The following is a 26,653-nucleotide window of genomic DNA, read 5'->3' as shown; positions in this document are numbered from 1 at the left end:
GGGCCTCATGCCCGTCGTTTTTTTAGCTCTTGGCAAGCCCGAGCATGAATCCAGCGACCACGATCAGACCGATCCCCATAAACACGAAGACACGTTCTTTCGTCGTCTTTTCTTCTTTTAACAAGTAAATGCCACCGAGCGTTGCGACGACGACGTTCAATTGTGACAAGGCGAACGACGTGGCGATGCCGACTTCTCCGCTCGAGACGAACAACCCGAAATTCCCGATGCCCCAGGCAAGCCCGGCGAAGATGTTCTTGAACGTCTTCGGATCAATTTTTTTCACATCTTTTTCACGAAGACTGAACAAGAGCGCGGCGATGAACATCCCGAGTGACTGCGGTAGGATGGCGGTGATGCCGTCCACTTCAAAGTAGTTGGTCAGGACGGCGTACGTCACGTAACCGATGCTCGAAACGAGGAGCACGAGTAGCCCTTTTTTCAAAGCACTACTGCTGTCCGATTCTTTATTTTGTTGATATGACGTCATGACGGCCCCGATGATGATCAAAACGAGGGCCGAGAAGCCGAGCCATAGCTCGGTCGATGTCTTCCAGTCCCCGAGAACGATGACTCCGAACAGTGATGTCCCGACAAGCTGCATCCCTGTACTGATCGGCATCGCTTTCGAGACGCTTAAAATTTGGAACGACTGGAACTGAAGGTACTGTCCGAGCGCCCAGAACACACCCGAAATGAAACCAGTCACGATCGCGAGCGTCGTGAACTCTGGTTTGAAGACGAGCGCGATGACAACCGCCATCACCATCGCGCCGATCGTCGTGCCGATCAATTGTTGAATCGGCTTGCCGCCGACAATAGATACGATAAGCGGGATACTCCCCCACATGAGTGCGGGCAGTAGCGCTAGCAAAATCATCTCCATACGTTGCACCTGCTTTCTTAATATAACATTCTGTCTATTTTTCCCGGCTCTAGCGCTCATTAAACTTCAAAAAAATGATTTTCAAACTTCTTTCGTTTTTCTTGTTGCCAAATCATTTATTAGAATGATATAATAATTTCCAACGGGGCATTAGCTCAGCTGGGAGAGCGCCACGCTGGCAGCGTGGAGGTCAGCGGTTCGAGCCCGCTATGCTCCATTCCTTAAGTCGGTCCACTGATGTGGGCCGGCTTTTTTGTGTCCCCGCCTCGGTTTAAGTCGACACGAACCGGGTAATGATTGTAAGACATCATTTATCTTAAGGGGGACTTCCAATGAACCGAGCCTCTGTCGAAGAGACGATTTTGGCCGTGATCGATTGTATCCGGGCGAGCAACCATTGCTTCTCGAAATGTTTACAAGAAGAAGACCTGCTGATGGTCTCGGAATGTATCCGGTTGACGAAAGAATGTGCCGAAGTCGCCACACTCACCTTGAACGCGCTCGAAACCGACTCTGCGTTCACAAGACCGATCGCGGCGCTCTGCGCGCAAGTGTGTGATACGTGTGCCGTCGAATGCGGGCGTCACTTATACGACCATTGCCAACGTTGCTCTGAGGCGTGCTTGCGCTGCGCCGAGGCGTGTCGGCACCTCTCGGCCGCATGATCGCTTTCCAGTCTAACCTTGTGTTAGACTTTTTTTGTACAGATTTTTAACGAAGAGAGGAACTTTTATGCCACATTCTATTCTAGCAATCGACGTCGAGACGGCCAATCGCGACAGTCGGAGCATCTGCTCTGTCGGTTGGAGTTTACTTACAGACGGTGAAGTCGTCGAGACGAACCAATTGCTCGTCAATCCTGAGGAAGACTTTGACCAAGGCAACATTCGCGTCCACGGGATTCGCCCGAGCGACGTCTGGGACGCCCCGGCATTGCCCGAAGTGCTCGAACAGCTCTATCCGACACTGAACGCCGTCGACGTCGTCATAGCCCATAACGCCGCGTTTGACATGGGTGCGCTCCGCAAAGCGATCGCCAAGTACGACTTGTTCACTTTCCCGACGATTGAATACGGCTGCACCGTCAAGTTGTCCCGCAAGCTATACCCGGGGCTACCGAACCATAAGTTGAACACGATGGCCGAGCATTTGAACGTCCCGTTCATCCACCACGATGCCGCCGAGGACGCCCGCGTCTGCGCCCTGCTCATGCGCGACATGATGATCAAGACCGGGATTACCGACGTGCGCGAGTTGCACCGCTACACGTCGGTCAAACTCGGAACGCTCGCTTATTGACGAAAGGCCCGACAGCTGTCGGGCCTTTTAGCGTTTGAAGATCCATCTCTTTTGGACGTAGTAACTCAATACGAACAACACACTGTCGACGGCGACCTTGAGGATGACCTCGCCGTCCCGGAACAGCAGGAACAACACGTAGACGAGACTCGCCGACAGCGCCATCTGCACAGCGACCAGCCCAAAGTATTTCAACATCGAGCGCTTCGCTTTCGATTTGAAGACGACTTTCCGGTTGACGTAATAATTGAATAACGAAGACACGATTCGCGCCAAAACCGTCGCCACGATGACATGGACTGATTCGAACCATGGATTCAATAAGAAAATCAACAACGCGTAAACGCCGATGTCCATTAAGAATGAAGCGACTGATGATAAAGAATAGGCCAAAAACATGCGATAAATGAGAATCGAATCGATGACTGGACGAAAATGTGAAGACGCGTTCTCGTCAACGTATACCGTTTCGATCGGTGTTTGATGGATCGGTACTTGCAATCGTTTCGTGAACGTCAACATGTTCATCTCGAACTCATAGCGGTTGCCCGGAATATCGATCAGTTGCTTGGCATAGCGGAGCGGAATCGCCCGCAGTCCGGTCTGTGTGTCGTTCAGACGGAGACCGCTGCCGAGCAACATGACAAATCTCGTCATTTGATTGCCGAACCGGCTCCGGAACGGAATCGCAGGCGACGAGAAATCACGACAACCCATGATCAGATGATGCGGCCACTTCACCCCTTCATCGTACAGGTTACGGACGTCCGCCGGCAGATGTTGTCCGTCCGCATCGACGGTGATCACGCCGGTCGTCTCCGGGTACGCATCGACGATGTGGCGGAGCCCGGTCTTTAGCGCTGCGCCTTTGCCGGCATTTTGTTCATGCTCGAGCACAGCGGAGACGTCCGCCTTTACGCCATCAAACACGGCACGGCACGTATCGGCACTGCCGTCGTTCACGACGATGACATGGACGAACCCTTTGTCCTTCAACTCCTGGACCAGTGTGACGAGCGCTTGATCAGGGTTATAGGCCGGTATTAATACGACATAGTCGTCTAAACGTTCCACGGCATGCATTTGCATCGCCACCCCTCCTTCTTTCCTCTTATACCCCAGTCAGACGAAAGTGATACCGAGACAAGAAAAAAAACGTGATGGCTTTGCGCCATCACGTCAAACAGACGAGCTGATGATTCATCCGGTAAAGATGAGATATGAAGAAACGGCGTAGACGAAGACGACGAGAATCGAAGGAAGGGCGTATCTGACTTTCGATGTCACGTCTTTGCGAAGGACGCTGTACATGACCAAGATCGACAGAATCGTGATCCCGATCGCCGTGACCAAGTGTGATGCCGACACATCCGCTAAAATCGACCCGTTCTGATAAAATACGTCCGACATGGCGATGATGAGCATGTTGAAGATGTTGCTCCCTAAGATCGAGCCGAACGCCAAGTTGACGTTACCGAGTTTCAAGGCGACGAATACCGCGACCGCTTCAGGCAGCGACGTCGACGCCGCAATCAAGAAACTACCGACGAAGCTTGAACCGAGCCCTGTGACGACAGCGATCTGGTCACCCGTGATCGACAGCGCCGTCCCGGCCGCCATGATGACGAGTGCCGCGATAACAAACCCGACGCCGGCTTGTTTCACTGAAATCGTATCAGTCACGCTCGCACCGACTTCTTGCTCGACTTCTCGTTCGGCCGTCGGTTCTTGAGGCCGCTTCCCGATATAGTAAATCCCAATCGCATACAAGACGGCAATTAATATCGCGTCAATGCCAATGCCTAGTACCGTATAATCAATCCGGACGATGAGCGCGATCATCGTGACGAGCGTCAACATCAATCCGAGACTGGCCGTATATAGGTGGTCTCGACTTGCGTCATTGAACAGTCGCTTTTGACGATAAAATAGATCGAACATCGCCAAAATGAAGATGTTGAACAAGTTCGAACCGAGCATGTTCCCGATCGCGATATCCGGGTTGTTGATCAAGACGGCGGATACGCTCGTCGTCACTTCCGGAAGTGACGTCGCACCTGCAAGCAAGACCGTCCCGACGAGCATCCCGCTCATCGTCGACTTCTCACTGATGACATCAGCGTACGTCGATAATTTTATGGCAGCATACACTGTAATCGCAGCGGCCAAAATAAAGTAAATAAATACCATGTAAATTTTTCTCCCCTTTTCATGAATTCAAAAAGACCTTTTTATGGACGCCGAAAACGCATCCATAAAAAGGTCTTGCGGACTTGGTAAGAAGCTCGATGGACCGAGTGCATACGCACCGTAATGACGACCCATCGACCACGTTCGTGGTCGCTACTCCCCTTCTCATGTTCATGACGAATATAACACGTTCAAGGTCACTTGACAATCATTTCACTTCAACAACGTGATGACGTCCTCAGACCGGAGCGCGGCCCGGTAAGATAATTCGTTGATTGCTTGCAAGACGGGAATTGACAAGTCTTGTCTAAGACCGCTGTCTTGCAGTTGGTCTTTCAGCGTTTCGAGTTCAAGCCTTTCCGCTTCAGAGCCGTGACGATAGCCTTCCCGCATCGACTCGTTCAACTCGTAAGCAGTTTGACAAAGCGTCGACGACTCTTGGAGCCAATCGTCTTCGTGAAACCCATGCCCGATCACATCGAACAGTTTGTTCAATTTCTCGTCACGGTCTTCTTCGACACCGTAGAACAGCAAATTCAACTCGATCTCAAATTCATCGATCAAACTCGTCGTCTGACTGAAAGGCTGAAGCGCGTGGAGCAGCTCATGATAGTACCAAGACTGATCACGAAGTGGCCGCTTGAATCGTCCCCACACCTGCTTTCCTTCACGCTCAATGTCGAGTCGGATCGAGCGCAGATTATGTAACTTGTCTGCCGCTAGAAGCGCGACTTCATCATACTGGAGAGTGTGCACTTTCTGAATCGTCATCCGCTTACGTTCTTCCCACGAGTGATGCTTCCCCGGTTCCGAAACGGCTTGGACTAACCGGGCGACTTCTCGTCCGAACTCCTGTTCAATCTCCTCGGCCGTCGTCAGCGTGTCTTCTAGTAAGTCATGGAGCAGTCCGGCCGCTACGACCGGAATCGGCTGCCGGTCTTCGACGAGCAACATCGAGACGGCGACCGGGTGGGTCACATACGGAATGTTCGTCCCTTTGCGAAACTGTCCGTCATGACGGACGGCCGCAAAACGTAAAGCCTCTTCGATCAGCTGGTGCACGACGCTTCCCCCTTCAAATTTGTTTACTCACTCCTTCCTGTTATACCCATGACTAGGACTTATCACTCACATCCGCATTTAAAATATAGGGTAATGCTCCTACCGGCAGACTTCATCAAGACTCGTAAATCATTTTCTTTGTCATTCCACCATCGACGACGAGGTTATGTCCGTTCACGAAATCGTTCATCGGATCGATCAAGTACGTAACGGCACGGACGATATCTGTCGTCGTACCGACCCGGCCCGACGGATGTTGACGATGGTCGACGTCTCGCAACGGTTCGTCGGACGTATGGATCCAACCTGGGCTGATCGCGTTCACCGTAACCGGTCGAGACGCGAGCGAGACGGCCATCGAATTGGTCAATGCGACAATCCCGCCTTTTGACGCTCCGTACGCTTCCCAGTCCGGCTCGTTTTGGTGCGCGCGCGTCGAGGCGAGATTGATGATGCGTCCATACTCCGCCCCTTCATTTAGCGTCAAAAATGCTTTTGAACAAGCAAACGTCCCGACAAGGTTGACATCGATGACATGTTTAAACGTCTCGACGTCCAACTCTTCAATCGGGGTCTCAAGTGACGACACGCCCCCATTATTGATTAGAATATGTACGACACCGAAGTCTTGTCCAATCTTCTTGAAAGTGTTGGACACGTCCTCATGGTTGCCTAAATCCATCTGTATGAACGTCACATCACGAAGCAACGGGTCCTCTCCGATGTCGAGTCCGATGACGTGATAAGACTCCGCAAAATGATGCGCGAGCGCGTAACCGATCCCTTGACTGACTCCTGTAATGATCATTGTCTGTTTCATCGTCTATCCCCCCTCGAAATCATTTACCCGGAATGTGCTTACTTAAGTCCTGCCGTACGCCAAAGCGTTTGATCGGACGTCGTCACGACCGTCGCCCCGGCCGCGAGTGCTTGCTCAACTTCGTCTAGCGACGTAATCAATCCGCCCGCGAACACGGGGATACCCGTCTGTTCTTTGACGAGCCGGATGTATTTAGGGACGAGCCCCGGCAAGACCTCGATGTAATCAGGTTGCGTCCGATTGATTAACCGATAGCTTTTTTCGAGCGAGCTCGAATCGATCAAAAATAGGCGTTGCACGGTCTTGACTTGTTTTTGTTTCGCCTTTAGGATCACATTCCCTTTCGTCGAGATGATGCCGTACGGTTTATACGACTGACAAATATATTCGGTCGCGAACTCGTCGGCCTTCAATCCTTGGATCAAATCGAGATGGACGAAGACCTGCTTACCGTGCGTCTCAAGCAACCGAAAGACCGCATCGAGACGCGATATGTGGATCTCAAGCAAGACGCCGATGGCGAATTCACTTTCCAGAAAAATTTCTACATCCCGCATATCACGAAGCGCGGGCAAAATCGATTGGTTCTCAAACATTTGGCCGTCACACCCTTTCCATTTTCTTTCATTATTCGGACAAAGGCTTTATGAAATCAAGGTTTATGAATTCAATATAGCGGGAAAACGATTACAACTTGTGTGGAGGGGGACTCATCTTATGGTAAATGAAGTCGAGGTACGGATTGAAACACCGACACCGGAGCAACATCAACAGCTCAGGGTCAAGGCCGGAATGCCAAAGCGTTCAGACAAAGGAACGATTAAAGGACTGGCCAACACGCTATTCGGTGTGTGCCTATATAGAAACGATGAGATGGTCGGCATGGGTCGCGTCGTCGGGGACGGGGGGATGGTATTCCATCTGGCCGATATCGTCGTCGACCCGGATTGCCAAGGCCTTGGGCTCGGGAAGCTGATCATGGAACATTTGATGGACTGGATCTTGAAAGAAGCGGACGAGACGGCCATCATCAGCTTGATTGCCGACATCCCGGCCGACGGGCTGTACAAGCATTTCGGTTTTGACTATTCGCGGCCAGAATCGGTCGGCATGGAGTACCAGTGGAATCAAGACTAGTCGCTGTGGACGGCGACTCGTCACAAAGGGGTGACGTATGGAACTATTGAATATTATCGTTTTACTCGGTTTAGGACTGACCGTCATCTCCGTTCTTAGCCTCATCATCGAGCGACTCTTCTTCCCGAGTATATTGGCATTTATCGCGATCGGGGTCGCCGTCGGCTTCTTCTGGGATGGGAACGAAGTGTTCAAGGTCGCCGGTGAGATTGGGATCATCTTATTGTTTTTCTTGCTCGGACTGAAGTTCCCGTTAACAGAGCTCGTCAAGCGAATGAAACAAGTTTGGAAAGCAGGCGTTTTAGACATCGTGCTCGCGTTTGGTGTCACGATCGGCATCGCTTTGCTGTTCGGGCTCGATTTTCCGCAAGCTTTCTTGATTGGGGCCGTCCTTTATGCGACGAGCTCGTCCATCTCGGCCCGGTTGCTCGAACGGAACCCGGACAAGCACGAAGATATTAAAGAATTCGTGCTCGCCTTGCTCATCTTTGAAGACATCTTCGCACCACTCATTTTGACCGTCGCTCCGTTCATCATTCAAGACGAACCGATTGCTTTCTCTGACATCGGCAAAGTGTTCGTCGGTTTCCTCGTGTTCGGGGTATTATTGTTTGTCGGATCACGCTTCGTCACGAAACAACCGAAGATCGCGAAGCACCTGCTACGTCAGGACGATGCGAGCATCGGCTTGATCGGCTTGATCTTATTCTTCGCGGGCATCGGCATGATATTCGGGTTATCGGAGATACTCGGAGCGTTCATCGCGGGGATCATGTTGGCCGGCATTCACGACGTCAGACCGTTGAAACGTCTGACCGTACCGGTCCGTGATTTGTTCTTACCGATTTTTTTCATCTCATTCGGAATCTCGATCAACCTCGAGCAAGGAGTGATCATCAACACGCTCTTCTTCGTCTTGATCGTCTGGGGCGTGCTGTCGAAGTGGATCGTCGGCCGTGTCGGCGGCAGGCTGTACGGGTTGACGCGGGTTCAAGCGAACGAGGCCGGTTTCTCGCTCGCACCTCGAGGCGAGTTCTCGATTCTTTTCACCGCGCTCTCGAACGGTGCCATCAACTTGTTCGTCGGATTATACATTTTCGTTTCCGCCATCATTGGCATCGTCTTGTTCCGCTTCTCTGAAAGTTTAGCGGCGAAGACGGAGCAGACGCTCAAAAGAGTCTTGCCCGAGGAAACTGATAGAAAACCTGACCAAACCGATAAAGGAGACTGAAAACTCATGGTTGAAGTTGCCTTCGTATGTATTCATAACTCATGCCGCTCTCAAATGGCAGAGGCGATCGGACGCGATGTGCTCGGAGATATCGCCCGCGTCCACTCAGCCGGCACGGAAGATTATCCGGAAGTAAAGCCGCTCGCGCTCGAGGCCGTCCGGGAGATCGGTCTTGATCCGTCGGGTCAACACCCGAAACGGCTTGACGAGATTCCGGACCGGCTCGACTATTTGATTACGATGGGTTGCGGGGTCGAGTGTCCGTACGTACCGACGACATATCGGGACGACTGGGGGCTCGACGACCCTTCCGGTCAGCCGCTCGAAGCGTTTCGGGAGACGCGTTCGCAAATCATCACGAAGATGAAGCAGTTGCGCGAACAGATTTTGAACGACCATCCTGAACTCCAAAAATAACGGGCCCTCTTAGGAGGACCCGTTTTTTAGTCGCCATCAAACCGACGACGCTTTGTTCGACTGTTTCCGTTTCCGCCGCTTCCGCCACAAGACGAAAGCGATGATCGCGATGACGAGAAGCGCGTACATCACGTATGAATACACGTCGAGATAGCCTAAGATCGATTCCCAGTTCTCCCCGACCCGAATTCCAATATAAATCAGAATCGAATTCCAGATCACCGTTCCGGCTGTGCTCAACAGCAAAAATTTAAGGAACGGCATGTTCGACATACCGGCCGGCAGCGAGATCAAACTCCGAACGACCGGCATGAGCCGACCAAAAAAGACCATCCAGCCGCCATAGCGGTCAAACCACGCGTCCGCTTTTCGGACGTCATCGATATCGAGTCGAATCCACTTCCCGTGTCGTTTCGTCCACCGCTCAATCTGTTCGACGTCTAAATATAATCCGATGCCATACAACAAGACCGCTCCTAAAATGGCACCCGCTGTCGCCGCCAAGACGACGACCCAGACAATCAAGTTTGTTTTGACCGCAAAGAACCCACCGAACAGCAAGACGACTTCTGACGGGATCGGCGGGAACACGTTCTCGATAAAGATCATGAACGCGATGCCGAAATAACCGTACTGTTCAATGATACTGATCATCCAATCTCGCATAAATCCATCAACCTCCAATATGACGTATTATACCCGTCCATGAACGTCGGCAATCGTTCCGACGTGCTAAAATGAATCGACAACGAAAAGGAGATGAAAGCAACATGGAAGAGACGTCACGCTGCCCTTGGTGCGGCACAGACCCGGACTACGTTCGGTATCATGACGAGGAATGGGGCAAGCCGGTCCACGATGACAAGAAACATTTCGAATGTTTGACGCTCGAGAGCGCGCAGGCAGGGCTCAGCTGGATCACCATCTTACGGAAGCGTGAGAATTATCGGCGCGCGTATGCCGATTTTGATGTCACGCGCGTCGCCGACTATACCGATGTCGACATCGAACGGCTGCTGTCAAACGATGGCATCGTCCGTAATCGCCGCAAGATTGAAGCGTCGATCAACAACGCCAAACGGTTTCTCGAGATCCAGCACGAGTTCGGTACATTCGATGCGTACATCTGGTCGTTCGTCGACGGAAGGGTCATCAACAACGACTGGACGTCGGTCGAAGAGGTTCCGGTGACGACGGAGCTATCGCATCGCTTGAGCACAGACTTGAAACGACGCGGCTTTAAATTTCTCGGTCCGACGACCGTTTACGCCCATCTGCAAGCGACCGGTCTCGTCAACGACCATCTGATCGACTGCCCCGCCAAATGATTTTTTGTTATTTTAGTCAATGATGAAAAATAAACGTGCAGCCGATTCAATTTTGTGACAAAATCTTGTCAAGGTATAAGATATAGATTTTGAAAACGTTTTCACAACTGAATGAGGGGGCTGTTACATGAATGGGATTTTAGTTTCCATCACGATTTACATGGTGCTCATGGTCGTACTTGGCGTCGTCGCCTATCGCCGTACAGAGAGCATCGGCGACTATATGCTCGGAGGAAGAGGGCTCGGTCCAGGCGTAGCCGCCTTGTCGGCCGGGGCATCTGACATGAGCGGTTGGCTACTGATGGGCTTGCCGGGCGCCATGTTCGCGACCGGTCTCTCGAGTGGGTGGATCGTCATCGGGTTGACGATCGGCGCCTACTTGAACTGGCTCCTCGTCGCCCCGCGTTTACGCACGTATTCGTATTTGTCAGAAGATGCGATCACGATTCCAGACTTCTTCGAAAAGCGGTTCAAAGATTCTCGGGGCACGCTGCGGACGTTCTCAGCCGCCGTCACCTTGATTTTCTTCACACTGTACGCGACGAGCGGATTCGTGGCCGGCGGCCGGTTGTTCAACGCCGTCTTCGGCATCGAATTTGTGACGGGCGTCTTGATTTTAGCGTCGATCATCATCCTGTATACGTTCATCGGCGGGTTCCTCGCTGTCAGTTGGACGGACTTCGTCCAAGGACTGATCATGTTGTTCGCGCTCATTTTCGTTCCGGCGATCGCGATCACGGCGACTGATGGCGTCTCGAACGCGCTCCAAACGATCGGTGATATCGATTCGGCGCTGCTCGATCCGTGGACGGGCCAATCGTTCATCGGGATCGTGTCTCTATTCGCCTGGGGGCTCGGTTACTTCGGACAACCACATATCATCGTCCGCTTTATGGCCATCGAAAAATTACAAGATATTAAGACCGCCCGCCGGATCGGCATCTCGTGGATGCTCTTCACCGTCGTCGGGGCGATGGCGACCGGATTGATCGGTCTCGCCTACTACACGCAGCAAGGACTTGAGATCGACAATCCAGAAAATATTTTCATCAATCTATCAGACCTATTATTCATCGACTTGATCACGGGCGTGTTACTCGCTGCACTGCTTGCCGCCATCATGTCGACCATCTCGTCGCAGTTGCTCGTCTCGTCTAGTGCGGCGACGACCGATTTCTATCAGAAGTTTTTCCGCAAACAGGCAGGTGACCGTGAACTCGTCATGGTCGGCCGGATCACCGTCATTCTCGTCTCGGTCATCTCGATTTGGCTCGCCTTCGGTGCTGATGATACGATCTTGAACCTCGTCGGCTACGCTTGGGCCGGTTTTGGTTCCTCGTTCGGCCCGCTCATCTTGTTCAGCTTGTTTTGGAAGCGGACGACGCGCCAAGGCGCACTCGCGGGCATGTTGACGGGTGCATTTATCGTCATCGTCTGGAAGAACTTCGCCAGCGACTGGTTCGGGACCGTCGGTGAACTGTATGAGATGATTCCAGCGTTCTTCTTGTCGGCGCTTGCCATCTATGTCGTCAGTTTGATGACACCGCCACCAAGCACGACAATCACGAACGAGTTTGAACAGATGGAGCACATATTGAAAAAAGAAGGCATCTGAACCGCACAAAGTACCGGGATCCACTACCCCGGTACTTTTTTGTCTGTCGTGACAAAAGGAGATTTAGCGCTTTTGCCGAACTCCTCTATATACACGTTCGATTTCAAACGAAAGGAAGTGACCACTCACTTGAAACGAGTGATCTTGCTAAAACAACCTGCCCTGCTTTTGTCCCTCCTTTTCCTGTTCGGCTGCACCTCAGCCGATGTCGAAACTACGCAACCCGAGCAAACTGAGAATCCGCCGGTCGAGACGGAACAACCGGTTGATACCGTGCCCGAAGAACCGGAACCGGTCGTGACGACGACGTCCATTTACGCGATCGGCGATATTTTATTGCACGACTCCGTCTACAACGCCGCCAAGAACGGTGACGGCTATGACTTCACCCCCGCGTTTGAAAAAGTTGCGCCCGCTTTGGCCGAAGCCGACATTACCGTTGCCAACCAAGAGAGCATGATCGGCGGCAGTGACATCGGATTGTCGAGTTACCCTGCCTTCAATAGCCCCTACGAGATCGGTGATGCGTTGCAAGAAGCAGGCATCGACCTCGTGACGACAGCGAACAATCACACGCTCGACCGCGGCGTGAAAGCGATTGAGAATTCAATCGCCTACTGGAACTCGATCGATATGCCGTATACCGGTTCGTTCTTATCCGAAGCAGATAAAGCCAACGTCCGGACGCTGACCGCGAACGACATCTCGTTTGCGTTCCTCGCCTACACGTATGGGACGAACGGTGTCGTACCGAAGCAGCCGTATCACGTCAATTACATTGACGTCGAAGCGATGAAACGAGATATCGAGGCGGCCGAACAAACCGCCGAGCTGACCGTCGTGGCACTCCACTTCGGGAATGAGTACGAGCCGCTCCCGAACGAAACGCAAGAAACACTCGTCCAACAACTGTCCGATCTTGGTGTCGATATCATCATCGGCCATCATCCGCACGTCCTGCAGCCGACGGCCTGGGTCGACGGCGCTGCAGGCAATCGAACGTTCGTCGCCTACTCACTCGGAAACTTCTTGTCTGGCCAGCAAGGCGATGAGCGGAATACGGGCGGCATCGTCGGTATCGACATCGTCAAGACAACCATCGACGGCGAATCGACGTTTGAGCTCACGAACCCGATGTTCTATCCGACGTTCACACGGCAATCGAGCGCGGGCCATTTCGAGGTCGTCCCTCTCCAGTCCGCCAAACCTGAGCTATTCAACGAGACGAGCGAGCATATGAAACAATGGATGCCAGAACTCGAGATCATTCAGTGACGAACCACTTTTCATAAGTGGTTCTTTTTTTTTTTAGGAAAACCATTGCTTTCCACCCCAGCATCCTTTAATGTAAGTTGTATATTTATAAAAACAGATGAATAATTATGTATAAGGGGTGCAACGAAATGAAACAAAAACTCGTATTAGCTTATTCAGGTGGATTGGATACTTCGGTCGCCATCAAATGGTTGAACGAACAAGGGTATGACGTCATCGCTTGTTGTTTGAACGTCGGGGAAGGCAAAAATTTGGAGCATATCCAACAGAAAGCGCTCAAGGTCGGCGCCGTCAAATCAGTCGTCATCGATGCCGTTGATGAGTTCGTCAATGACTTCGCTCGTTACTCGATGCAGGCTCACACGATGTACGAAGGTGTCTATCCGCTCGTCTCCGCCTTATCACGGCCGCTCATCTCGAAAAAGCTAGTCGAGGTCGCACAAGCCGAAGGAGCCGTCGCTGTCGCTCACGGCTGTACCGGCAAAGGCAACGATCAAGTCCGGTTCGAAGTATCGATCCACGCGCTCGACCCGTCGCTCGAAATCATCGCACCGGTCCGGGAATGGAAATGGTCGCGGGAGGAAGAAATCGCCTACGCCGCCAAACACGATATCCCGATTCCGATCGTGCAAGCAGAACCGTTCTCGATCGACCAAAATATTTGGGGTCGTGCCGTCGAGTGTGGCATCCTCGAAGACCCGTGGGCCGCTCCGCCAGCAAGCGCCTATGAATTGACGGCGCCGCTCGAGGATACGCCGCATGAACCAACGTACGTCGAGATTGAATTCAAACAAGGCGTCCCGGTCGCCCTCGATGGGAAACCAGCGACGTTCACGTCGATCCTTGAACAATTAAACATCGCCGCCGGCGCCCACGGGATCGGCAAGATCGATCATATCGAGAACCGGGTCGTCGGTATCAAGTCGCGTGAAGTGTATGAGGCACCTGGGGCGATGACGTTGATCACGGCACACCACGCGCTCGAGGCGTTGACGCTCGTTCGTGAAGTCGCCCATTTCAAGCCGATCGTCGAACAAAAATTGACCGAGACGATCTATAATGGCCTGTGGTATTCACCGCTCACGAAAGCACTCCTCGCCTTCATCGATGAGACACAACAGACGGTGACCGGAACGGTGCGGATGAAACTGTTCAAAGGTCAAGCCATCGTCGACGGACGGAAGTCGCCGATCTCGCTCTATGATGAACAACTTGCCACGTACACGTCAGCCGATACGTTCGACCAACAGGCTGCCGTCGGCTTCATCAAACTTTGGGGCCTACCGACAAAAGTCCAGGCCGAAGTGTTAGCCGAGAAAGGATTGATGCCCCATGAGTAAACTATGGGGGGGACGGTTCGAGCAGACAGCGAGCGAATGGGTCGACGAGTTCGGTGCCTCGATCCATTTCGACGCCCAGCTCGTGCTAGAAGATATCGAAGGGAGCATCGCCCATGTGACGATGCTCGGGGACCAGCACATTTTAACCGCTGACGAGTCCGAACAGATCATCGGCGGTCTGAACACCCTCGCTGAGAAAGCACAAGCCGGCGAGCTGTCGTTCAGCGTGTTCCATGAAGACATCCACATGAACCTCGAGTCGTTACTTCGCGAGGAAATCGGTCCGGTCGCCGGGAAGATGCATACGGCACGCAGTCGAAACGACCAAGTTGCGACCGACATGCACCTGTATTTGAAGCGTCGCGTCGGTGAGACGATCGAAGGCATTGAAGCACTACAGACGGCGCTCTATAACCATGCGGCAAACAACGTCGAGACAATCATGCCAGGCTACACGCACTTGCAACGGGCACAACCGGTTTCGCTCGCCCACCATTTGCTCGCATATTTTTGGATGCTCGACCGTGACAAGGAACGCTTCAGTGACAGTTTGAAACGGATCGATATGAGTCCGCTCGGTGCCGGTGCGCTCGCCGGGACGACGTTCCCGATCGACCGTCATCGGTCGGCCGAGCTGCTCGGTTTCAGTCGGGTCTATCCGAATAGCCTCGACGCGGTCAGCGACCGTGACTTCATCTTAGAATATTTATCAAACGCATCACTCCTGATGATGCACTTGTCACGGTTTTGCGAGGAACTTATTTTGTGGAGCAGCGAAGAATTTAAATTCATCACGATCTCAGACGTGTTCTCGACCGGTTCGAGCATGATGCCGCAAAAGAAAAACCCCGACATGGCCGAGCTCGTCCGCGGCAAATCGGGTCGTGTCATCGGTAACCTGATGGGTCTACTCACGATCATGAAAGGTCTACCGCTCGCTTACAACAAGGACTTGCAAGAAGATAAGGAAGGTATGTTCGACACGGTCAAGACACTTCAAGGTAGTTTGAGCATCATGACCGGCATGATTCAAGACATGACGTTCCACGCTGACACGATGAAACAAGCGACCGAGCGCGATTTTTCGAACGCGACCGAGCTCGCCGATTACTTGACCGCGAAAGGACTGCCGTTCCGCGAGGCCCACGAAGTGACGGGTACGCTCGTCCGCTACTGTATCGAGCAGCGCCTCTACTTGTCAGAGCTTCCTTTAGAGACGTATCAAACTCACTCCACTTTGATCGGGACTGACGTCTACGAGGCACTCTCACCGGTCACGGCCGTCAAACGCCGGAATAGCTACGGCGGGACCGGCTTCGATGCGGTACGGACGCAACTTACGGAAGCGGCCACCAAACTTCATCAACCAACGAGTTGACACGAAAGCACCTGGCCAATCATGACCAGGTGCTCATTTTATGCTTGCCAACGTAAATCACTAGATGTTAACCTATATGTAGTCAACGTTAACAGAAATGAGGTTTACATATGAAAATTCATGATTTGACACAAGTGGCCATCGGTGCCGCATTGCTAGCTAGTATCGGTTCTGTCGCCATCCCGATCGGACCCGTCCCGATCACGCTACAAATGCTCGGCATCATGACGATCGGCGCCATTCTCGGTGCCAAAAAAGGCGGACTCGCCGTCGTCGTCTATCTACTTCTCGGAATGATCGGTCTCCCGGTGCTCAGCGGTTCCGGCGGCTTGGCTCCGTTCGTCGGCCCGACGGTCGGTTATTTGATCGCGTTCCCAATTGCTGCTTACTTGATCGGGTGGTTGTCGGAGCGATATCGCTCTTTCCCCGCCCTCGTTGCCTACAACTTGTTGATTGGTCTCGGTTTCGTCTATCTCGTCGGCAGCCTTGGCCTCCAAGCCGTATTCGGTCTATCGTTTATCGATGCGCTTAAAGTGAACATCCCGTTCATCTTCGGCGACGTCATTAAAGCGGTGCTCGCCGCAGCCATCGCCGTCAAAGTCTCGGCAAATTCGCAAGTCCGACGTTTACTTGCTTCGTGAGTGTTCAAACGTTTCGCCTTCTTCCTTATGTGGAACTTATATAGTATGGAAGGGGGGTGTCCTTATGAGCGATTCAACGTTTAAAAAACGCTTGATGAAAGCGACCCATCTCCATCGCTCCACAAAAGGACCAAAGCGCGGCAAAGATGAATCGCGTGATGAGAAACGCGACACAGAGGCGTTCGAACGACGACTCCGTGAAGCGAAGAGCAAAGTCGGCGAAATCCAAGAAAACATTGATCATATTTCTAGACGCTAAAAACCCCGTCCACGGACGGGGTTTTGTTGTCATTTCTTTCGTCGCGGCCGGATGAACAGTGCGACGATGAACGAAAGCGCCAGGACGACGAGCAGTCCGAGCGAGATGTCATTGAAGCCGAGCAAGTTAAGGGTGACGCTGATGGCGACGGCGACGTAAAATCCGCCGAGCGCTTTCTTGACGAGCTGCGAACTGAACCGTTGTAACTGCTTCGCCCCGATCGGCGAACCGATCATCGCACCGGCAATAAGCGCCAAACCGTGCCAATAGTTCGTATCAGCACCGGCGACCGCGTAATTGATCACGCCCGAGACGACGATGAGGAACGCCGCGGCGATACTCGTCCCGACAGCCCGTTTCATCTCGGTGTTGAGCAGTTTGACTTGGAGCGGGGTCAATACGAACCCGCCGCTGACGCCCATGAGTGACGAGATGAATCCGCCGAACAGACCGATAAAACCGAGTCGTGGCACCGATTCCGATCCGATACTTCCCTCCTCATGTTGCTTCGAACGGAAAAACGAGACGGCGAAGTATGTGAGTAGCGCGATGTAGGCGAGCGAGATAACGGGCTTCGCACCGTCGAGCGTCTCTAAGTAAAAGACGAGCGGCGTCGCCACCCACGTCCCGACGACCCCGAACGCCCCGATCAAGAGGGCGTGTTTTGGATTGACGTTTTTCAGTTTGAGATGTGAAATCGTCCCGGCCGTCGTCGACCCGAGCGTCAGCATCAAGCTGAGCGCGATGGCCGCACTCGCCTCATATCCGAAGACGAGTAAGAGCGGCGTGAGTAAGATACCGCCCCCGATGCCGAAGAATCCGCTCAAAATCCCGATGAGCGTTCCGAGCAGTAAAAATGATAGTAACGCAGTGACATCCATATAGAACCCTTCTTTCATTCATTCTCGTTAGCAATCATATCAAAAAGGAGCGCAAGATGCGCCCCCACTCATAACGACCGCTCTAAAAAGTCGAACAGTTTTTGACGGTACTCCGTCTGGAATGATTCGTGTGACGCCACGTGTCCGTCATTGTCGGTCACCCAGAGCTCGATCCCGTCATTTTTCTCCACCAACTGCTCACTTTCAGACACTGGGATGGCGTCGTCGCCTTTCCCGTGAATGAGCAGGATCGGGGCCTCAATTTGAGCGACATCGTCAATCGGCTTCACGATATCCGCGTCAAGGCCAGTGAACCACGGCGTCACGGTCATGATGACCGGTGTGAACGGGAAGTTCGGCAAATCGCTCCATATCGGCAGATTCGTCTCGAGATAACCGCGAAGATCGCTAAACGGACTGTCGGCGATGACGGCCGCGACATCCATCTCATCGGCTGTCGCGAGTGCCGTCGCCGCTCCCATCGATACGCCGTATAAGACGATCGGTCCATCCGTCCGCTCATTCGCAAAATCGATGGCCGCCATCAGGTCCGTCTGTTCTTTCGCCCCGACCGTCACGCGATCGCCTTCCGAGATGCCCGAGCCACGAAAATCAAACGTCAAAAACTGGTAGCCTTGCTCATGGAACTCAGGGATGAGTTCTTTCAGCGGCAAGTCGGACTGCTCGCGGTTTTTTCCATAACCATGGGCGAAGACGATCGTCGCCCGTGGCGTCGGATGAGGGATCCACCAGCCGTACAGGTCGCTGTCGTCCTCTGCCTGGATCGTCACGTTCTCATATTTGATGCCGAGCGCCTTTGGCGTGAACGTCAGCGTCTCCCGCACCGGTGACGTCAATTGGTCGCCGATATGGGCCGAGATGCCGACGACGGCCAACATGGCGACGATCACCACGACACTTACCGCAATTCCTATATATTTTCCCCATCGACTCATCGCCCGACTCTCCTTCATCTTCAAAATATTGCCCGATCGTTTCATCGGAGCCAGCTCCGTAACGCGATCAAGGCGTGTTGCACCGGCTCCCATGTCGACGCCGGGATCAAGTAACACGTTGCTTCATGGATCACGAACGTCTTGACGTCCGCCCGCTTGACGATGTTCTCCCCGATGGCACCGAACGGGTCGCTGTTGACGTCCGTATGTTCGAACGTCTTCCACACCCGCTCGCCATTCTCGTATAAGGCGCAACCGAACTGCTTCACCGGTCCGTCGATCCCATATTCGGCATAATGCCATAACGTCGTCGCATCGAGCGGCGACCCGAGATGGAGGATACGAGCGTCTCGTTCAATCATTTTTTCGATCGGTGACCCTGGTCCGAATCCGATATCGGTCGTGTGATTCGCGACCAGTTGCTCGGCGTCACGACCCCAGGCCGCGACCGACCACATCGGATGCTCGCTCCGGTGTACGTCCGGATACGTCCGGAACAGCTCGGGGACGCGGCCCATGCCGCGAGTCGCCGTTTTCCGTTGATCAAAAGCAGGCATCTCGGCTCGGATTTCGTCCCACCACTCGCTTGGGACGGGCGGCGCCTCCCATTCGGCCGGGTCGGAGTTGTCCCCACTTTGAGTCGCCATCATGATGAGCCCGGTCGGCCCGACGACGTCTTGTAACGCTTCGATCACCGCCTCCGGTCCGCCGCAAACCCACCCGAGCTTGGATAACGAGCTGTGCACGAATAATGATTCCCCCGACTTGATGCCGCTCTCGCGCAACCGGGCGACCAAACTTGATCTTGTTTCCATATGTTTCATCGGTTTCACTCCACAACGAGCTGGATCGTCGACCCGCTTCTTGATTTTTTCACTTCGATCCGCGCATCGACGCGGTCTTTCAACTCTTGGACGTGGCTGATGACACCGACGAGACGTCCGCTCGACTGCAGCGACATCAACAGTTCGATCGCCTGGTCGAGCGATTCGGCGTCGAGCGTCCCGAATCCTTCGTCGATGAGCATCGTCTCGAGACTGACACCACCGCTCAGTTGCTGGACGACCTCGGCCAACCCGAGCGCGAGGGCGAGCGAGGCTTTGAACCCTTCTCCACCCGACAAGTTTTGGACGCGCCGGGATTGTCCCGTATAGGCGTCAAAGACCAATAATTCGAGTCCAGATTTTGCGTTCCCTTTCGCCGTCTCGACTTTTCGCTCGAGTTGGAACTGCCCACTCGTCATCAGATCAAGATGAATGTTGGCCGCATGTAAAATCTGATCGAAGAACGCCGTCTGCACATACGTCTCGAACGTCAGTTTCTGTGGGTTCAAACCACGACCCGTGTCGGCGATCAGTTTGACCGTCTCGAGATTACGTTGCTCGTCTGCGGTCTGGTCTCGAAGCCGGTCCCATTCCGAAATGACATGGCGATGGCGCTTCAATTGGCTGTCCGCATTGACGAGTTGTTCCGCCAATGCGTCGAGACTTGCCTGCGCTGTCGTCAATCGGTCGTTTAACAGAACGAGATCCGGTTTGACCGCATCACCGATCTTGTCGGTCAATGCGTTGAAGCCATGTTCGAGGCGGATCCCGTCTGCCTGTTCTTCCGCGAGTTGTTCTTGCAGCGACGACAACGTGTCGATCTGTTCGACGTGTGTCAAAAAGACGTCACGGCTCAATTCGTTTTTCGCTAGCGACTCCTCGAGCTCGGTCTCGGTCTGGTCAAAACGTTTCTGCTCGAGGTCGAGCCGTTCGTTCAGAAGCCGCAAACGTTCTGCTTCGGTCCACTTCAAGCGTGTCACGTCTTCGAGTTCGCGTTCATACTGCGCGATAACTTGCTGCAGTCGTTCGAGCCGCGTCGATTGCGCGTCACGTTCGGCTTGCAGGTGTTGCAGCGAGGCCGCGTCCGGTTGCCGCATCGCTTGCAGCCGTTCTTGGACGGCTTGCAACCGCTCGAGCAATTGCTGCCGTCGCTCCGTCAGTTCGCGTTTCTCTTTCTCTAATCGTTTTAGTTCTGTCATGACCGTGCGGTACGTGCGTTCCGCTTGAGCACGCGCCCGCTCTTCATCTCGAAGCGAACGGATGAGTCGCTCTTGCAGAGCGGTCGCCTCTTGAACCGACCCGGGCAAGTCGAGTGCCTGTCGTGACGATTCGAGTTCGTCTCGGACTTCTTCGGCCTGTTGCTTCAACGCCCGGTAGTCCGCTCTCGCCTCGTGCAAGGCCGCCTCATATTGTTTCAGCGTCTCTGTCGCGGCGACGAGCTCGCCTTGGTCACTCGTCACCTCGTGCGACGCGACCGTCCCATGGGTCCGCGATCCACATACGGGACAAGGCTCACCGTCGACGAGCGTCGCACTGAGCTTCTGTGCCCATAACGCCTGCTCTTCATGCATGAACTGCTCGACGATATCCGACTGGGCCTTGTGACGCCGTTGTGCTTCCTTGCCGTTGCGCTCGCACGATGCGAGCCGCTCCGTTACAGCTTGAAATCTTGCCTCGAGTTGCGCGTGTGCCGTGAGCCGGTCATACTTCCGTTCAGCTTCGACGAGACGGTTCGGTGTCGTTTCCTGTGCGAGCTCTGCTGACAACGCCTCTTCCTGCCGTCTCAGTTCGGTTAAACGAGAATCGTCCTTGAAGACGGCGAGTTGGTCGGTCAAGCGTTTCAACTCGTCTCGCTCTGTCACGGCGGTCTGCCATTCGTCCACGAACGGAAGCATGTCATCGATGGCTTTCAGACGGGCGGTGATCGTCTCGACTTCTTGCTTCGAAGTCGCGATGCGCTCCGTCTTGGCGTGGAGCTCGTCTAGTTTGCTCGCGTATTGTGTCGACCGTGTTTGAACACCGTCGATGTCATGATTTAGCCGTTCAATATCTTGTCGATTCGCCAAGTAGCGATCGTATAACGGTCGGACACGGCTTGATGCCTCCAACCGTTCAATCAATCGGCGGCGCTCCACCCGGTCAGCTTCACCCGATTTGTAGCGTTCAAGGGCGCGTGCCTGCTCGTCACGTTCGACGAACAAACGGACGAGCGCGTTCGCCTGTTCGAGTTCGCTCCGTATCGCATCGACCCGTTTCGATTGTACGTCCCGTTCGCCTCGTAACGACTCGGTCGCCGTCAGCAGACGCTCTTCTCTGGCCTCGAGCCAGTCCTGAATCTCCGGCAAGTTACGCCCGGCGACGGTTTCGATGTCATCGTCTTCAAGTTCGAGCAGCTTCAAGCGTGTCGTCTCGGTCGCCCACTCGACTTGTTTCCGGTACTTGCCATACCGCTCGACCCAATTCTCTTGAAACGCTCGATACGCCTCGGTCTTAAAGATCGACTGGAGGATCTGTTGTTTCTTCATCGAGTCCGAGTCGAGTAGTTGGCGGAACTGGTTTTGCGGGAGCAGCAGGATTTGGCTGAACTGCTCATAATCAAGTTGCAGCAACGATTCGATCTGCTGCTCGACATCCCCGACTTTCGTCGCTAGCGGTTTCCAGCTGTCCGCCCATTCATAGAGGACGGCCTCATGCGGGATCGGTGTCTTATTTTTCGGGTGCGGTTGTTGGGGCTGGCGGACGATCCGGTACCGCTCCTCACGAATCGTGAATGAGAAATCGATCTCCGTCTTTCGTTCCGGTTCGGCGTATTGGCTTCTAAAATCGCTGGCGTTCCGGAGGGCACCGCTCGCCCGTCCATACAAGGCGAACGTCATCGCGTCAAAAATCGTCGTCTTGCCGGCGCCGGTTCGTCCACTGATGACGAACATCGAGCGCCCTTCAAGCTGTGTGAAGTCGATCTGTTCCGTCTCGGCATAAGGACCGAATGCGGTGATCGTCAATCGTTCAGGTCTCATATCGGTCCATCTCCTTCCACGAATCGTCGTACCGTCTCATCGGCGTCTCGGCCATGGACAGCTTTAAAAAACTCCATATAGACGTCCTCGATTGACTGCCGTTCGAGCGTCTCACGCTCGAAGCGGGACGTCTCGTCTTGGCGGCGCAACAGTTCAAGCTCGAGATGCAAAATGTTCGGATAGACGGTCCGCAGTTTCGCCATCGGGTCGAATAACGCAGACTCGTCGGTCAAGACGATTTTCAAGTAATCATCCGTTTTCTCGTCTTGATAGAACACCGGATCGAGTAGTTCATTCAACGTGCCCGTCAAGATGCGCAAGTCGCGTCTTGCTTGAAGCGGACGACGGCGGCGCGTCCATCCTCCGTCCCATTCGATGACGTCGACCGATTTCACGTGGTTCGCCTCAGAGAATGAATATTTCATGAGCGAACCGCTATAGGCGATCTTATCATTGCGGAGCGCGTCGCGGTTATGGAGATGGCCGAGCGCCGTATAACCGAACGGTTCGTATAGTCCTTTGGCGACTTGTCCGGCCGTGCCGACCGACAGTTGCCGCTCAGAGTCGGTCTCGAGACCGCCGGCGACGAAGCTGTGGCCGATCCCGACCGCTCGGGCATCGATGGAACCGAACGATTCGACGACGGCCGTGAGCGCGTCGTGATGGGTCCGGATCGTCTCGTCTTGCAGCGTGTAGCGGATCCGGGCCGGTTCTAAAAACGGCATCAAGTAAAACGGGATGCCCGCGACGATGATCGGTCCCGCACCCGGCTCATACTTCCCGACGATATGGAGCCCGACTTTCGTCAACAGTTTCGAACTATATTGGAGCCGTTCGGCCGAATCGTGGTTGCCGGCGATTGCGAGCACGGGGATGTTCCGCTCGAGCACGAGCGCTTTCCACATCTCATCGAGCAAATCGACTGCTTCAACCGGGGGAACGGACCGGTCATACAAGTCCCCGGCGACGATGATCGCGTCCGGTTGTTCCTCGTCGACAATCTGTAGAAACGATTCAAATAAAATGATGCGTTGATCTTCTGTCATGTGGCGGCCGTGGACGATTTTTCCTAAATGCCAATCGGCCGTATGTATCCATTTCATTCGTCCTCACCTCTATTTCTATTCTAGCATTTTTCACCGTAACGGTTCGACGTCTTGACACTTGTTTTCGAAACAGCGACAGTTAATAGGAAAGGGGGACGTTCGATGGAGTCCACAACTACTTGGCAAGCTTTCCTTCGCTTGTTCCGAGTCGCCAAACCGCCGAAACAATTGTTTATCGGTGCCGTATTGATTTCTTTAGTCCAAGCGATGGCGGCCCTCGCCATCCCGCTCATTTTGCAACGTGTCGTCGACAATTGGAGCGAGGCCGTGCTCGACGCCCGGCTCGTCGCCATTTTTGTCGTCGCTTTTCTCGTCCAAGTCGTCTCGAGCGCCATTTCCATCTATTGGCTACATATCGTCGGACAACGCGTCGTCGCCAATCTCCGGACGACGTTATGGGAGCACCTCGTCGCGTTGCCGATCCCGTTCTATGACGGTGTCAAATCGGGGGACCTCGTCTCACGCCTGAACAACGATACGACGACGCTGCAACAGCTGTTGTCGGAACAGAGCGTCCGCCTGCTCACTTCGTTCGTGTCGGTCATCGGGGCCGTCGGTATCTTGTTCACGCTCGACTGGCAGATGACGCTCGTCATCTTGTTCTCAGTCCCGACGACGCTCGTGATCGTCATCCCGCTCGGCCGCAAACTTCGAACGATCGCCAAGAAGACGCAACACGAACTTGGCGGGTTGTCTGGATTTTTCGCCGAGCTGCTCGGTGAGATCCGGCTCGTCAAATCACAGGCGACCGAACGTGAGGAAGTCGCCGAAGGGAGCCGGCGGATTGAACGCTTGTTCGATTACGGTGTGAAAGAAGGACGGATCCAAGCGATCTTGATCCCGCTCTTGAACGTCACACTGACGGCGATGCTGATCGCCATCCTCGGTTTCGGGGCGTACCGTGTCTCGACCGGGGCGTTATCGACCGGGGCGCTGCTCGCTTTCATGCTCTACTTGTTCCAAATCATCACCCCGCTCATCACGATGACAGAATTTATCACGCGCCTGCAAAAGGCTCGCGGCGCGACCGAGCGCATCTCTGAACTGCTCGCGGTCGAACCGGAACGTTACGCCGCTGCCACGGAACACATCCAACAGTCGACACTGACGTTCGAGGACGTCACGTTCCGCTATGATGAGCAACCAGTCATCGACGCCATCTCGATGACCGTGCCGTTCGGGGCGACGACCGCGATCGTCGGACGGAGCGGCGCCGGCAAGACGACGCTGTTCGCGCTCGTCGAACAGTTTTACGTTCCATCGTCGGGGCGCATCCTTTATGGCGACCGCGACATCGATTCGTACGGTCGCGACAATTGGCGGCAAGTCATCGGCTACGTCGCCCAAGACTCGCCCGTCCTCTCGGGAACGGTCCGCCAGAACATCTTGTACGGCCTGAAGCGTGACGCGACCGAGACCGAGATTAAAAACGCCTGTGAGATGGCGAACGCTTGGTCGTTCATCGAGGTGATGCCGAACGGGCTCGAGACCGAGATCGGTGAACGCGGTGTCCGTTTATCGGGTGGCCAACGGCAACGGCTCGCCATCGCCCGGGCGCTGCTCCGCGACCCCCAAATCTTGTTGCTCGATGAAGCGACGTCGAGCCTTGATTCAGAGTCCGAGCGTGTCGTCCAAGAGGCGCTCGACCGGCTCATGCGAGGACGGACGACGCTCGTCATCGCCCACCGCCTCTCGACCGTCCAACACGCCGATCAAATTATCGTCCTCGAGAACGGAGGAATCAGCGGACTCGGTACGCACAAGACGCTGCTTCAAGACAACGAATTATATGAACGGCTCGTTAAACAGCAACTACTAGGAGGAAATCAACCATGAAGACAATCGGATTTATCGGACTCGGCGTCATGGGTCAATCGATGGTCAGAAACTTAATGAAGGCAGGCTATACCGTCCAAGCGTACACGCGGACGAAAGACAAGGCCGCCGACCTGCTCGCGGAAGGTGTGACGTGGTGTGACTCCATCGAAGCGGCGTGTCAAAACGCCGATGCGGTCATCACGATCGTCGGCTATCCGTCAGACGTCGAAAGCATCTATTTCGGTAAAGGGATGATTCTCGACTCCGCCGAACCCGGCACACTCGTCATCGACATGACGACGTCGTCACCGAAGCTCGCCGAACGAATCGCTGAGGCCGCGATCGACCGCAGCCTACTCCCGCTCGACGCCCCGGTCACGGGCGGCGATGTCGGCGCCAAGGACGGGACGCTATCGATTCTCGTCGGCGGTGGCGAATTCGCGTTCACGAAAGCAATGCCGCTGTTTGAAGCGATGGGGCAAGCGATCGAACGGATGGGATACGCCGGGAGCGGCCAGTACGCCAAACTCGCCAACCAGATCGCGATCGCCGGCATCATGATGGGCAACGCCGAACTGCTCGCCTTCACGAAGCGTGCCGGGCTCGACCCCGATCAATTGCGCCAGACGATCCGTGGCGGCGCGGCCGGCAGTTGGACGCTCGAAAACCTGGTACCTCGCATGATCGTCGCAGATTATTCCCCAGGCTTCTTCATCAAACACTTCATCAAGGACATGGCGCTCGCCCTCGAGAGCGCGCAAGAGTTAGGTGTCAAACTGCCGAGCCTCGAGCTCGCATACCGACTCTATTCGATTTTAGAAGAGAACGGATATGGTGAGAACGGGACGCAGGCGCTCATCGAATACTACATGCACCAGGACGTTTGAATCGACGTTGTTGTGGAATTAGTAGTACAGAAGGGAGTGATCATGATGCCTTGGAATATGAAAGATTATCCAGAGTCACTGAAAAACTTCGACCCGCTCGTCAAAAAGAAAGCGATCGATATCGCCAATGCCCTCATAGCTCAAGGGTATTCCGATCAAAAAGCGATACCGATCGCGACAGAACAGGCTAAAAAGTGGCATGAACATGCGACGAATGAAGAGAGACAAGACTTTAAGGATGCGCCCGATCCACAGAAGACGGATCGGCACGGATCATAAAAAAACC

27 protein-coding genes and 1 tRNA gene are annotated in these 26,653 nt (G+C 54.1%); 16 read left to right on the top strand and 12 right to left on the bottom strand.

Annotated features, from left to right (window positions below; genetic code table 11):
- Positions 1 to 22: 22 nt before the first annotated feature.
- Complete coding sequence (locus EVJ29_RS03895; protein WP_131504730.1) at positions 23 to 886, bottom strand: GRP family sugar transporter; 864 nt, start codon at positions 884 to 886, stop codon at positions 23 to 25.
- A gap of 144 nt (positions 887 to 1,030) precedes the next feature.
- On the opposite strand from EVJ29_RS03895, the gene EVJ29_RS03890 reads away from it, so the two are divergent.
- The 3 genes from EVJ29_RS03890 to EVJ29_RS03880 all read left to right on the top strand — a co-directional run bounded on the left by EVJ29_RS03890 (position 1,031) and on the right by EVJ29_RS03880 (position 2,185).
- Positions 1,031 to 1,103: transfer RNA gene (locus tag EVJ29_RS03890), tRNA-Ala, on the top strand.
- A 115-nt stretch (positions 1,104 to 1,218) separates the two neighbouring features.
- Positions 1,219 to 1,551, top strand: coding sequence for a four-helix bundle copper-binding protein (locus EVJ29_RS03885; RefSeq protein ID WP_131463583.1), 333 nt, complete (start codon positions 1,219 to 1,221; stop codon positions 1,549 to 1,551).
- Positions 1,552 to 1,618: 67 nt separating this feature from the next.
- A complete protein-coding gene (locus EVJ29_RS03880; protein ID WP_131463585.1) occupies positions 1,619 to 2,185 on the top strand; it encodes a 3'-5' exonuclease in 567 nt (188 codons plus the stop codon).
- A 27-nt stretch (positions 2,186 to 2,212) separates the two neighbouring features.
- Here EVJ29_RS03880 and EVJ29_RS03875 read toward each other — a convergent pair whose 3' ends face one another.
- The 5 genes from EVJ29_RS03875 to EVJ29_RS03855 form a co-directional block, all read right to left on the bottom strand.
- Positions 2,213 to 3,274, bottom strand: a complete 1,062-nt coding sequence (locus EVJ29_RS03875; RefSeq protein WP_131504729.1) for a bifunctional glycosyltransferase family 2/GtrA family protein — start codon at positions 3,272 to 3,274, stop codon at positions 2,213 to 2,215.
- Between the two features lie 111 nt (positions 3,275 to 3,385).
- The gene (locus EVJ29_RS03870; RefSeq protein WP_070327186.1) at positions 3,386 to 4,375 is read right to left on the bottom strand and encodes a sodium:calcium antiporter; all 990 of its coding nucleotides are present in this window, start codon (positions 4,373 to 4,375) and stop codon (positions 3,386 to 3,388) included.
- A 213-nt stretch (positions 4,376 to 4,588) separates the two neighbouring features.
- Entirely contained in the window at positions 4,589 to 5,437 is an 849-nt protein-coding gene (locus tag EVJ29_RS03865; protein WP_131463588.1) for an HD domain-containing protein, read from the bottom strand.
- Positions 5,438 to 5,552: 115 nt separating this feature from the next.
- Complete coding sequence (locus tag EVJ29_RS03860) at positions 5,553 to 6,257, bottom strand: SDR family NAD(P)-dependent oxidoreductase (RefSeq protein WP_131463590.1); 705 nt, start codon at positions 6,255 to 6,257, stop codon at positions 5,553 to 5,555.
- 38 nt (positions 6,258 to 6,295) lie between these two features.
- Positions 6,296 to 6,853 (bottom strand): glycerol-3-phosphate responsive antiterminator, encoded by a 558-nt coding sequence (locus tag EVJ29_RS03855; RefSeq protein ID WP_131463592.1) that lies wholly within the window; start codon positions 6,851 to 6,853, stop codon positions 6,296 to 6,298.
- A 121-nt stretch (positions 6,854 to 6,974) separates the two neighbouring features.
- On the opposite strand from EVJ29_RS03855, the gene EVJ29_RS03850 reads away from it, so the two are divergent.
- From EVJ29_RS03850 to EVJ29_RS03840, 3 genes are read left to right on the top strand one after another with little or no spacing between them, the layout of a single operon-like run.
- Positions 6,975 to 7,394, top strand: coding sequence for a GNAT family N-acetyltransferase (locus tag EVJ29_RS03850; RefSeq protein ID WP_070327182.1), 420 nt, complete (start codon positions 6,975 to 6,977; stop codon positions 7,392 to 7,394).
- Between the two features lie 37 nt (positions 7,395 to 7,431).
- Positions 7,432 to 8,625: a cation:proton antiporter gene (locus tag EVJ29_RS03845; RefSeq protein ID WP_131463594.1), complete on the top strand. Its 1,194-nt coding sequence runs from the start codon at positions 7,432 to 7,434 to the stop codon at positions 8,623 to 8,625.
- Positions 8,626 to 8,631: 6 nt separating this feature from the next.
- Positions 8,632 to 9,042: an arsenate reductase ArsC gene (locus tag EVJ29_RS03840; protein ID WP_131489700.1), complete on the top strand. Its 411-nt coding sequence runs from the start codon at positions 8,632 to 8,634 to the stop codon at positions 9,040 to 9,042.
- 36 nt (positions 9,043 to 9,078) lie between these two features.
- On the opposite strand, the gene EVJ29_RS03835 is transcribed toward EVJ29_RS03840, so the two are convergent.
- Positions 9,079 to 9,708: a DedA family protein gene (locus EVJ29_RS03835; protein WP_131463598.1), complete on the bottom strand. Its 630-nt coding sequence runs from the start codon at positions 9,706 to 9,708 to the stop codon at positions 9,079 to 9,081.
- 104 nt (positions 9,709 to 9,812) lie between these two features.
- Here EVJ29_RS03835 and EVJ29_RS03830 point away from each other — a divergent pair, with 104 nt between their 5' ends.
- The 7 genes from EVJ29_RS03830 (at position 9,813) to EVJ29_RS03800 (ending at position 16,878) form a co-directional block, all read left to right on the top strand.
- Positions 9,813 to 10,370 (top strand): DNA-3-methyladenine glycosylase I, encoded by a 558-nt coding sequence (locus EVJ29_RS03830; protein WP_131489699.1) that lies wholly within the window; start codon positions 9,813 to 9,815, stop codon positions 10,368 to 10,370.
- A 127-nt stretch (positions 10,371 to 10,497) separates the two neighbouring features.
- Complete coding sequence (gene putP / locus EVJ29_RS03825; protein ID WP_131463601.1) at positions 10,498 to 11,985, top strand: sodium/proline symporter PutP; 1,488 nt, start codon at positions 10,498 to 10,500, stop codon at positions 11,983 to 11,985.
- A gap of 138 nt (positions 11,986 to 12,123) precedes the next feature.
- Positions 12,124 to 13,260, top strand: coding sequence for a CapA family protein (locus EVJ29_RS03820; protein ID WP_236633384.1), 1,137 nt, complete (start codon positions 12,124 to 12,126; stop codon positions 13,258 to 13,260).
- Between the two features lie 128 nt (positions 13,261 to 13,388).
- Entirely contained in the window at positions 13,389 to 14,600 is a 1,212-nt protein-coding gene (locus EVJ29_RS03815) for an argininosuccinate synthase (RefSeq protein WP_070327175.1), read from the top strand.
- Positions 14,593 to 15,978: an argininosuccinate lyase gene (gene argH, locus EVJ29_RS03810; RefSeq protein WP_070327174.1), complete on the top strand. Its 1,386-nt coding sequence runs from the start codon at positions 14,593 to 14,595 to the stop codon at positions 15,976 to 15,978. Before EVJ29_RS03815 ends, argH begins: the two co-directional genes overlap by 8 nt.
- A gap of 110 nt (positions 15,979 to 16,088) precedes the next feature.
- On the top strand, positions 16,089 to 16,619 hold the full coding sequence (locus EVJ29_RS03805; RefSeq protein WP_016510846.1) for a biotin transporter BioY: 531 nt from the start codon (positions 16,089 to 16,091) through the stop codon (positions 16,617 to 16,619).
- Between the two features lie 64 nt (positions 16,620 to 16,683).
- Positions 16,684 to 16,878: a hypothetical protein gene (locus tag EVJ29_RS03800; RefSeq protein WP_016510851.1), complete on the top strand. Its 195-nt coding sequence runs from the start codon at positions 16,684 to 16,686 to the stop codon at positions 16,876 to 16,878.
- A gap of 29 nt (positions 16,879 to 16,907) precedes the next feature.
- Here EVJ29_RS03800 and EVJ29_RS03795 read toward each other — a convergent pair whose 3' ends face one another.
- The 5 genes from EVJ29_RS03795 to EVJ29_RS03775 form a co-directional block, all read right to left on the bottom strand.
- Positions 16,908 to 17,759, bottom strand: coding sequence for a sulfite exporter TauE/SafE family protein (locus EVJ29_RS03795; protein ID WP_131463605.1), 852 nt, complete (start codon positions 17,757 to 17,759; stop codon positions 16,908 to 16,910).
- A 68-nt stretch (positions 17,760 to 17,827) separates the two neighbouring features.
- Positions 17,828 to 18,715, bottom strand: a complete 888-nt coding sequence (locus EVJ29_RS03790) for an alpha/beta hydrolase (RefSeq protein ID WP_131463607.1) — start codon at positions 18,713 to 18,715, stop codon at positions 17,828 to 17,830.
- A 41-nt stretch (positions 18,716 to 18,756) separates the two neighbouring features.
- Positions 18,757 to 19,539 carry an aminoglycoside N(3)-acetyltransferase gene (locus EVJ29_RS03785; protein ID WP_201738342.1) on the bottom strand — a complete coding sequence of 261 codons (783 nt, stop codon included), beginning with the start codon at positions 19,537 to 19,539 and terminating at the stop codon, positions 18,757 to 18,759.
- A gap of 5 nt (positions 19,540 to 19,544) precedes the next feature.
- On the bottom strand, positions 19,545 to 22,556 hold the full coding sequence (locus EVJ29_RS03780) for an SbcC/MukB-like Walker B domain-containing protein (protein WP_131504727.1): 3,012 nt from the start codon (positions 22,554 to 22,556) through the stop codon (positions 19,545 to 19,547).
- Positions 22,553 to 23,659, bottom strand: a complete 1,107-nt coding sequence (locus tag EVJ29_RS03775; RefSeq protein WP_131463613.1) for an exonuclease SbcCD subunit D — start codon at positions 23,657 to 23,659, stop codon at positions 22,553 to 22,555. The genes EVJ29_RS03780 and EVJ29_RS03775 overlap by 4 nt, the downstream gene beginning before the upstream one ends.
- A gap of 105 nt (positions 23,660 to 23,764) precedes the next feature.
- Between EVJ29_RS03775 and EVJ29_RS03770 the strand changes: the two genes are divergently transcribed.
- From EVJ29_RS03770 to EVJ29_RS03760, 3 genes are read left to right on the top strand one after another with little or no spacing between them, the layout of a single operon-like run.
- Positions 23,765 to 25,498, top strand: coding sequence for an ABC transporter ATP-binding protein (locus EVJ29_RS03770; RefSeq protein ID WP_131463615.1), 1,734 nt, complete (start codon positions 23,765 to 23,767; stop codon positions 25,496 to 25,498).
- Positions 25,495 to 26,367, top strand: coding sequence for an NAD(P)-dependent oxidoreductase (locus EVJ29_RS03765; protein WP_131463617.1), 873 nt, complete (start codon positions 25,495 to 25,497; stop codon positions 26,365 to 26,367). The genes EVJ29_RS03770 and EVJ29_RS03765 overlap by 4 nt, the downstream gene beginning before the upstream one ends.
- Before the next feature lie 57 nt (positions 26,368 to 26,424).
- Positions 26,425 to 26,646: a hypothetical protein gene (locus EVJ29_RS03760; protein ID WP_370454204.1), complete on the top strand. Its 222-nt coding sequence runs from the start codon at positions 26,425 to 26,427 to the stop codon at positions 26,644 to 26,646.
- Positions 26,647 to 26,653: the final 7 nt, after the last annotated feature.

Origin of the sequence: Exiguobacterium sp. SH4S7, from assembly GCF_004336795.1 — a bacterium.
Classification (GTDB): Bacteria; Bacillota; Bacilli; order Exiguobacteriales; family Exiguobacteriaceae; genus Exiguobacterium; species Exiguobacterium aurantiacum_A.
The sequence above is the reverse complement of the archived record's forward strand: the minus strand, read 5'-3'. Positions and strand labels throughout refer to the sequence as shown.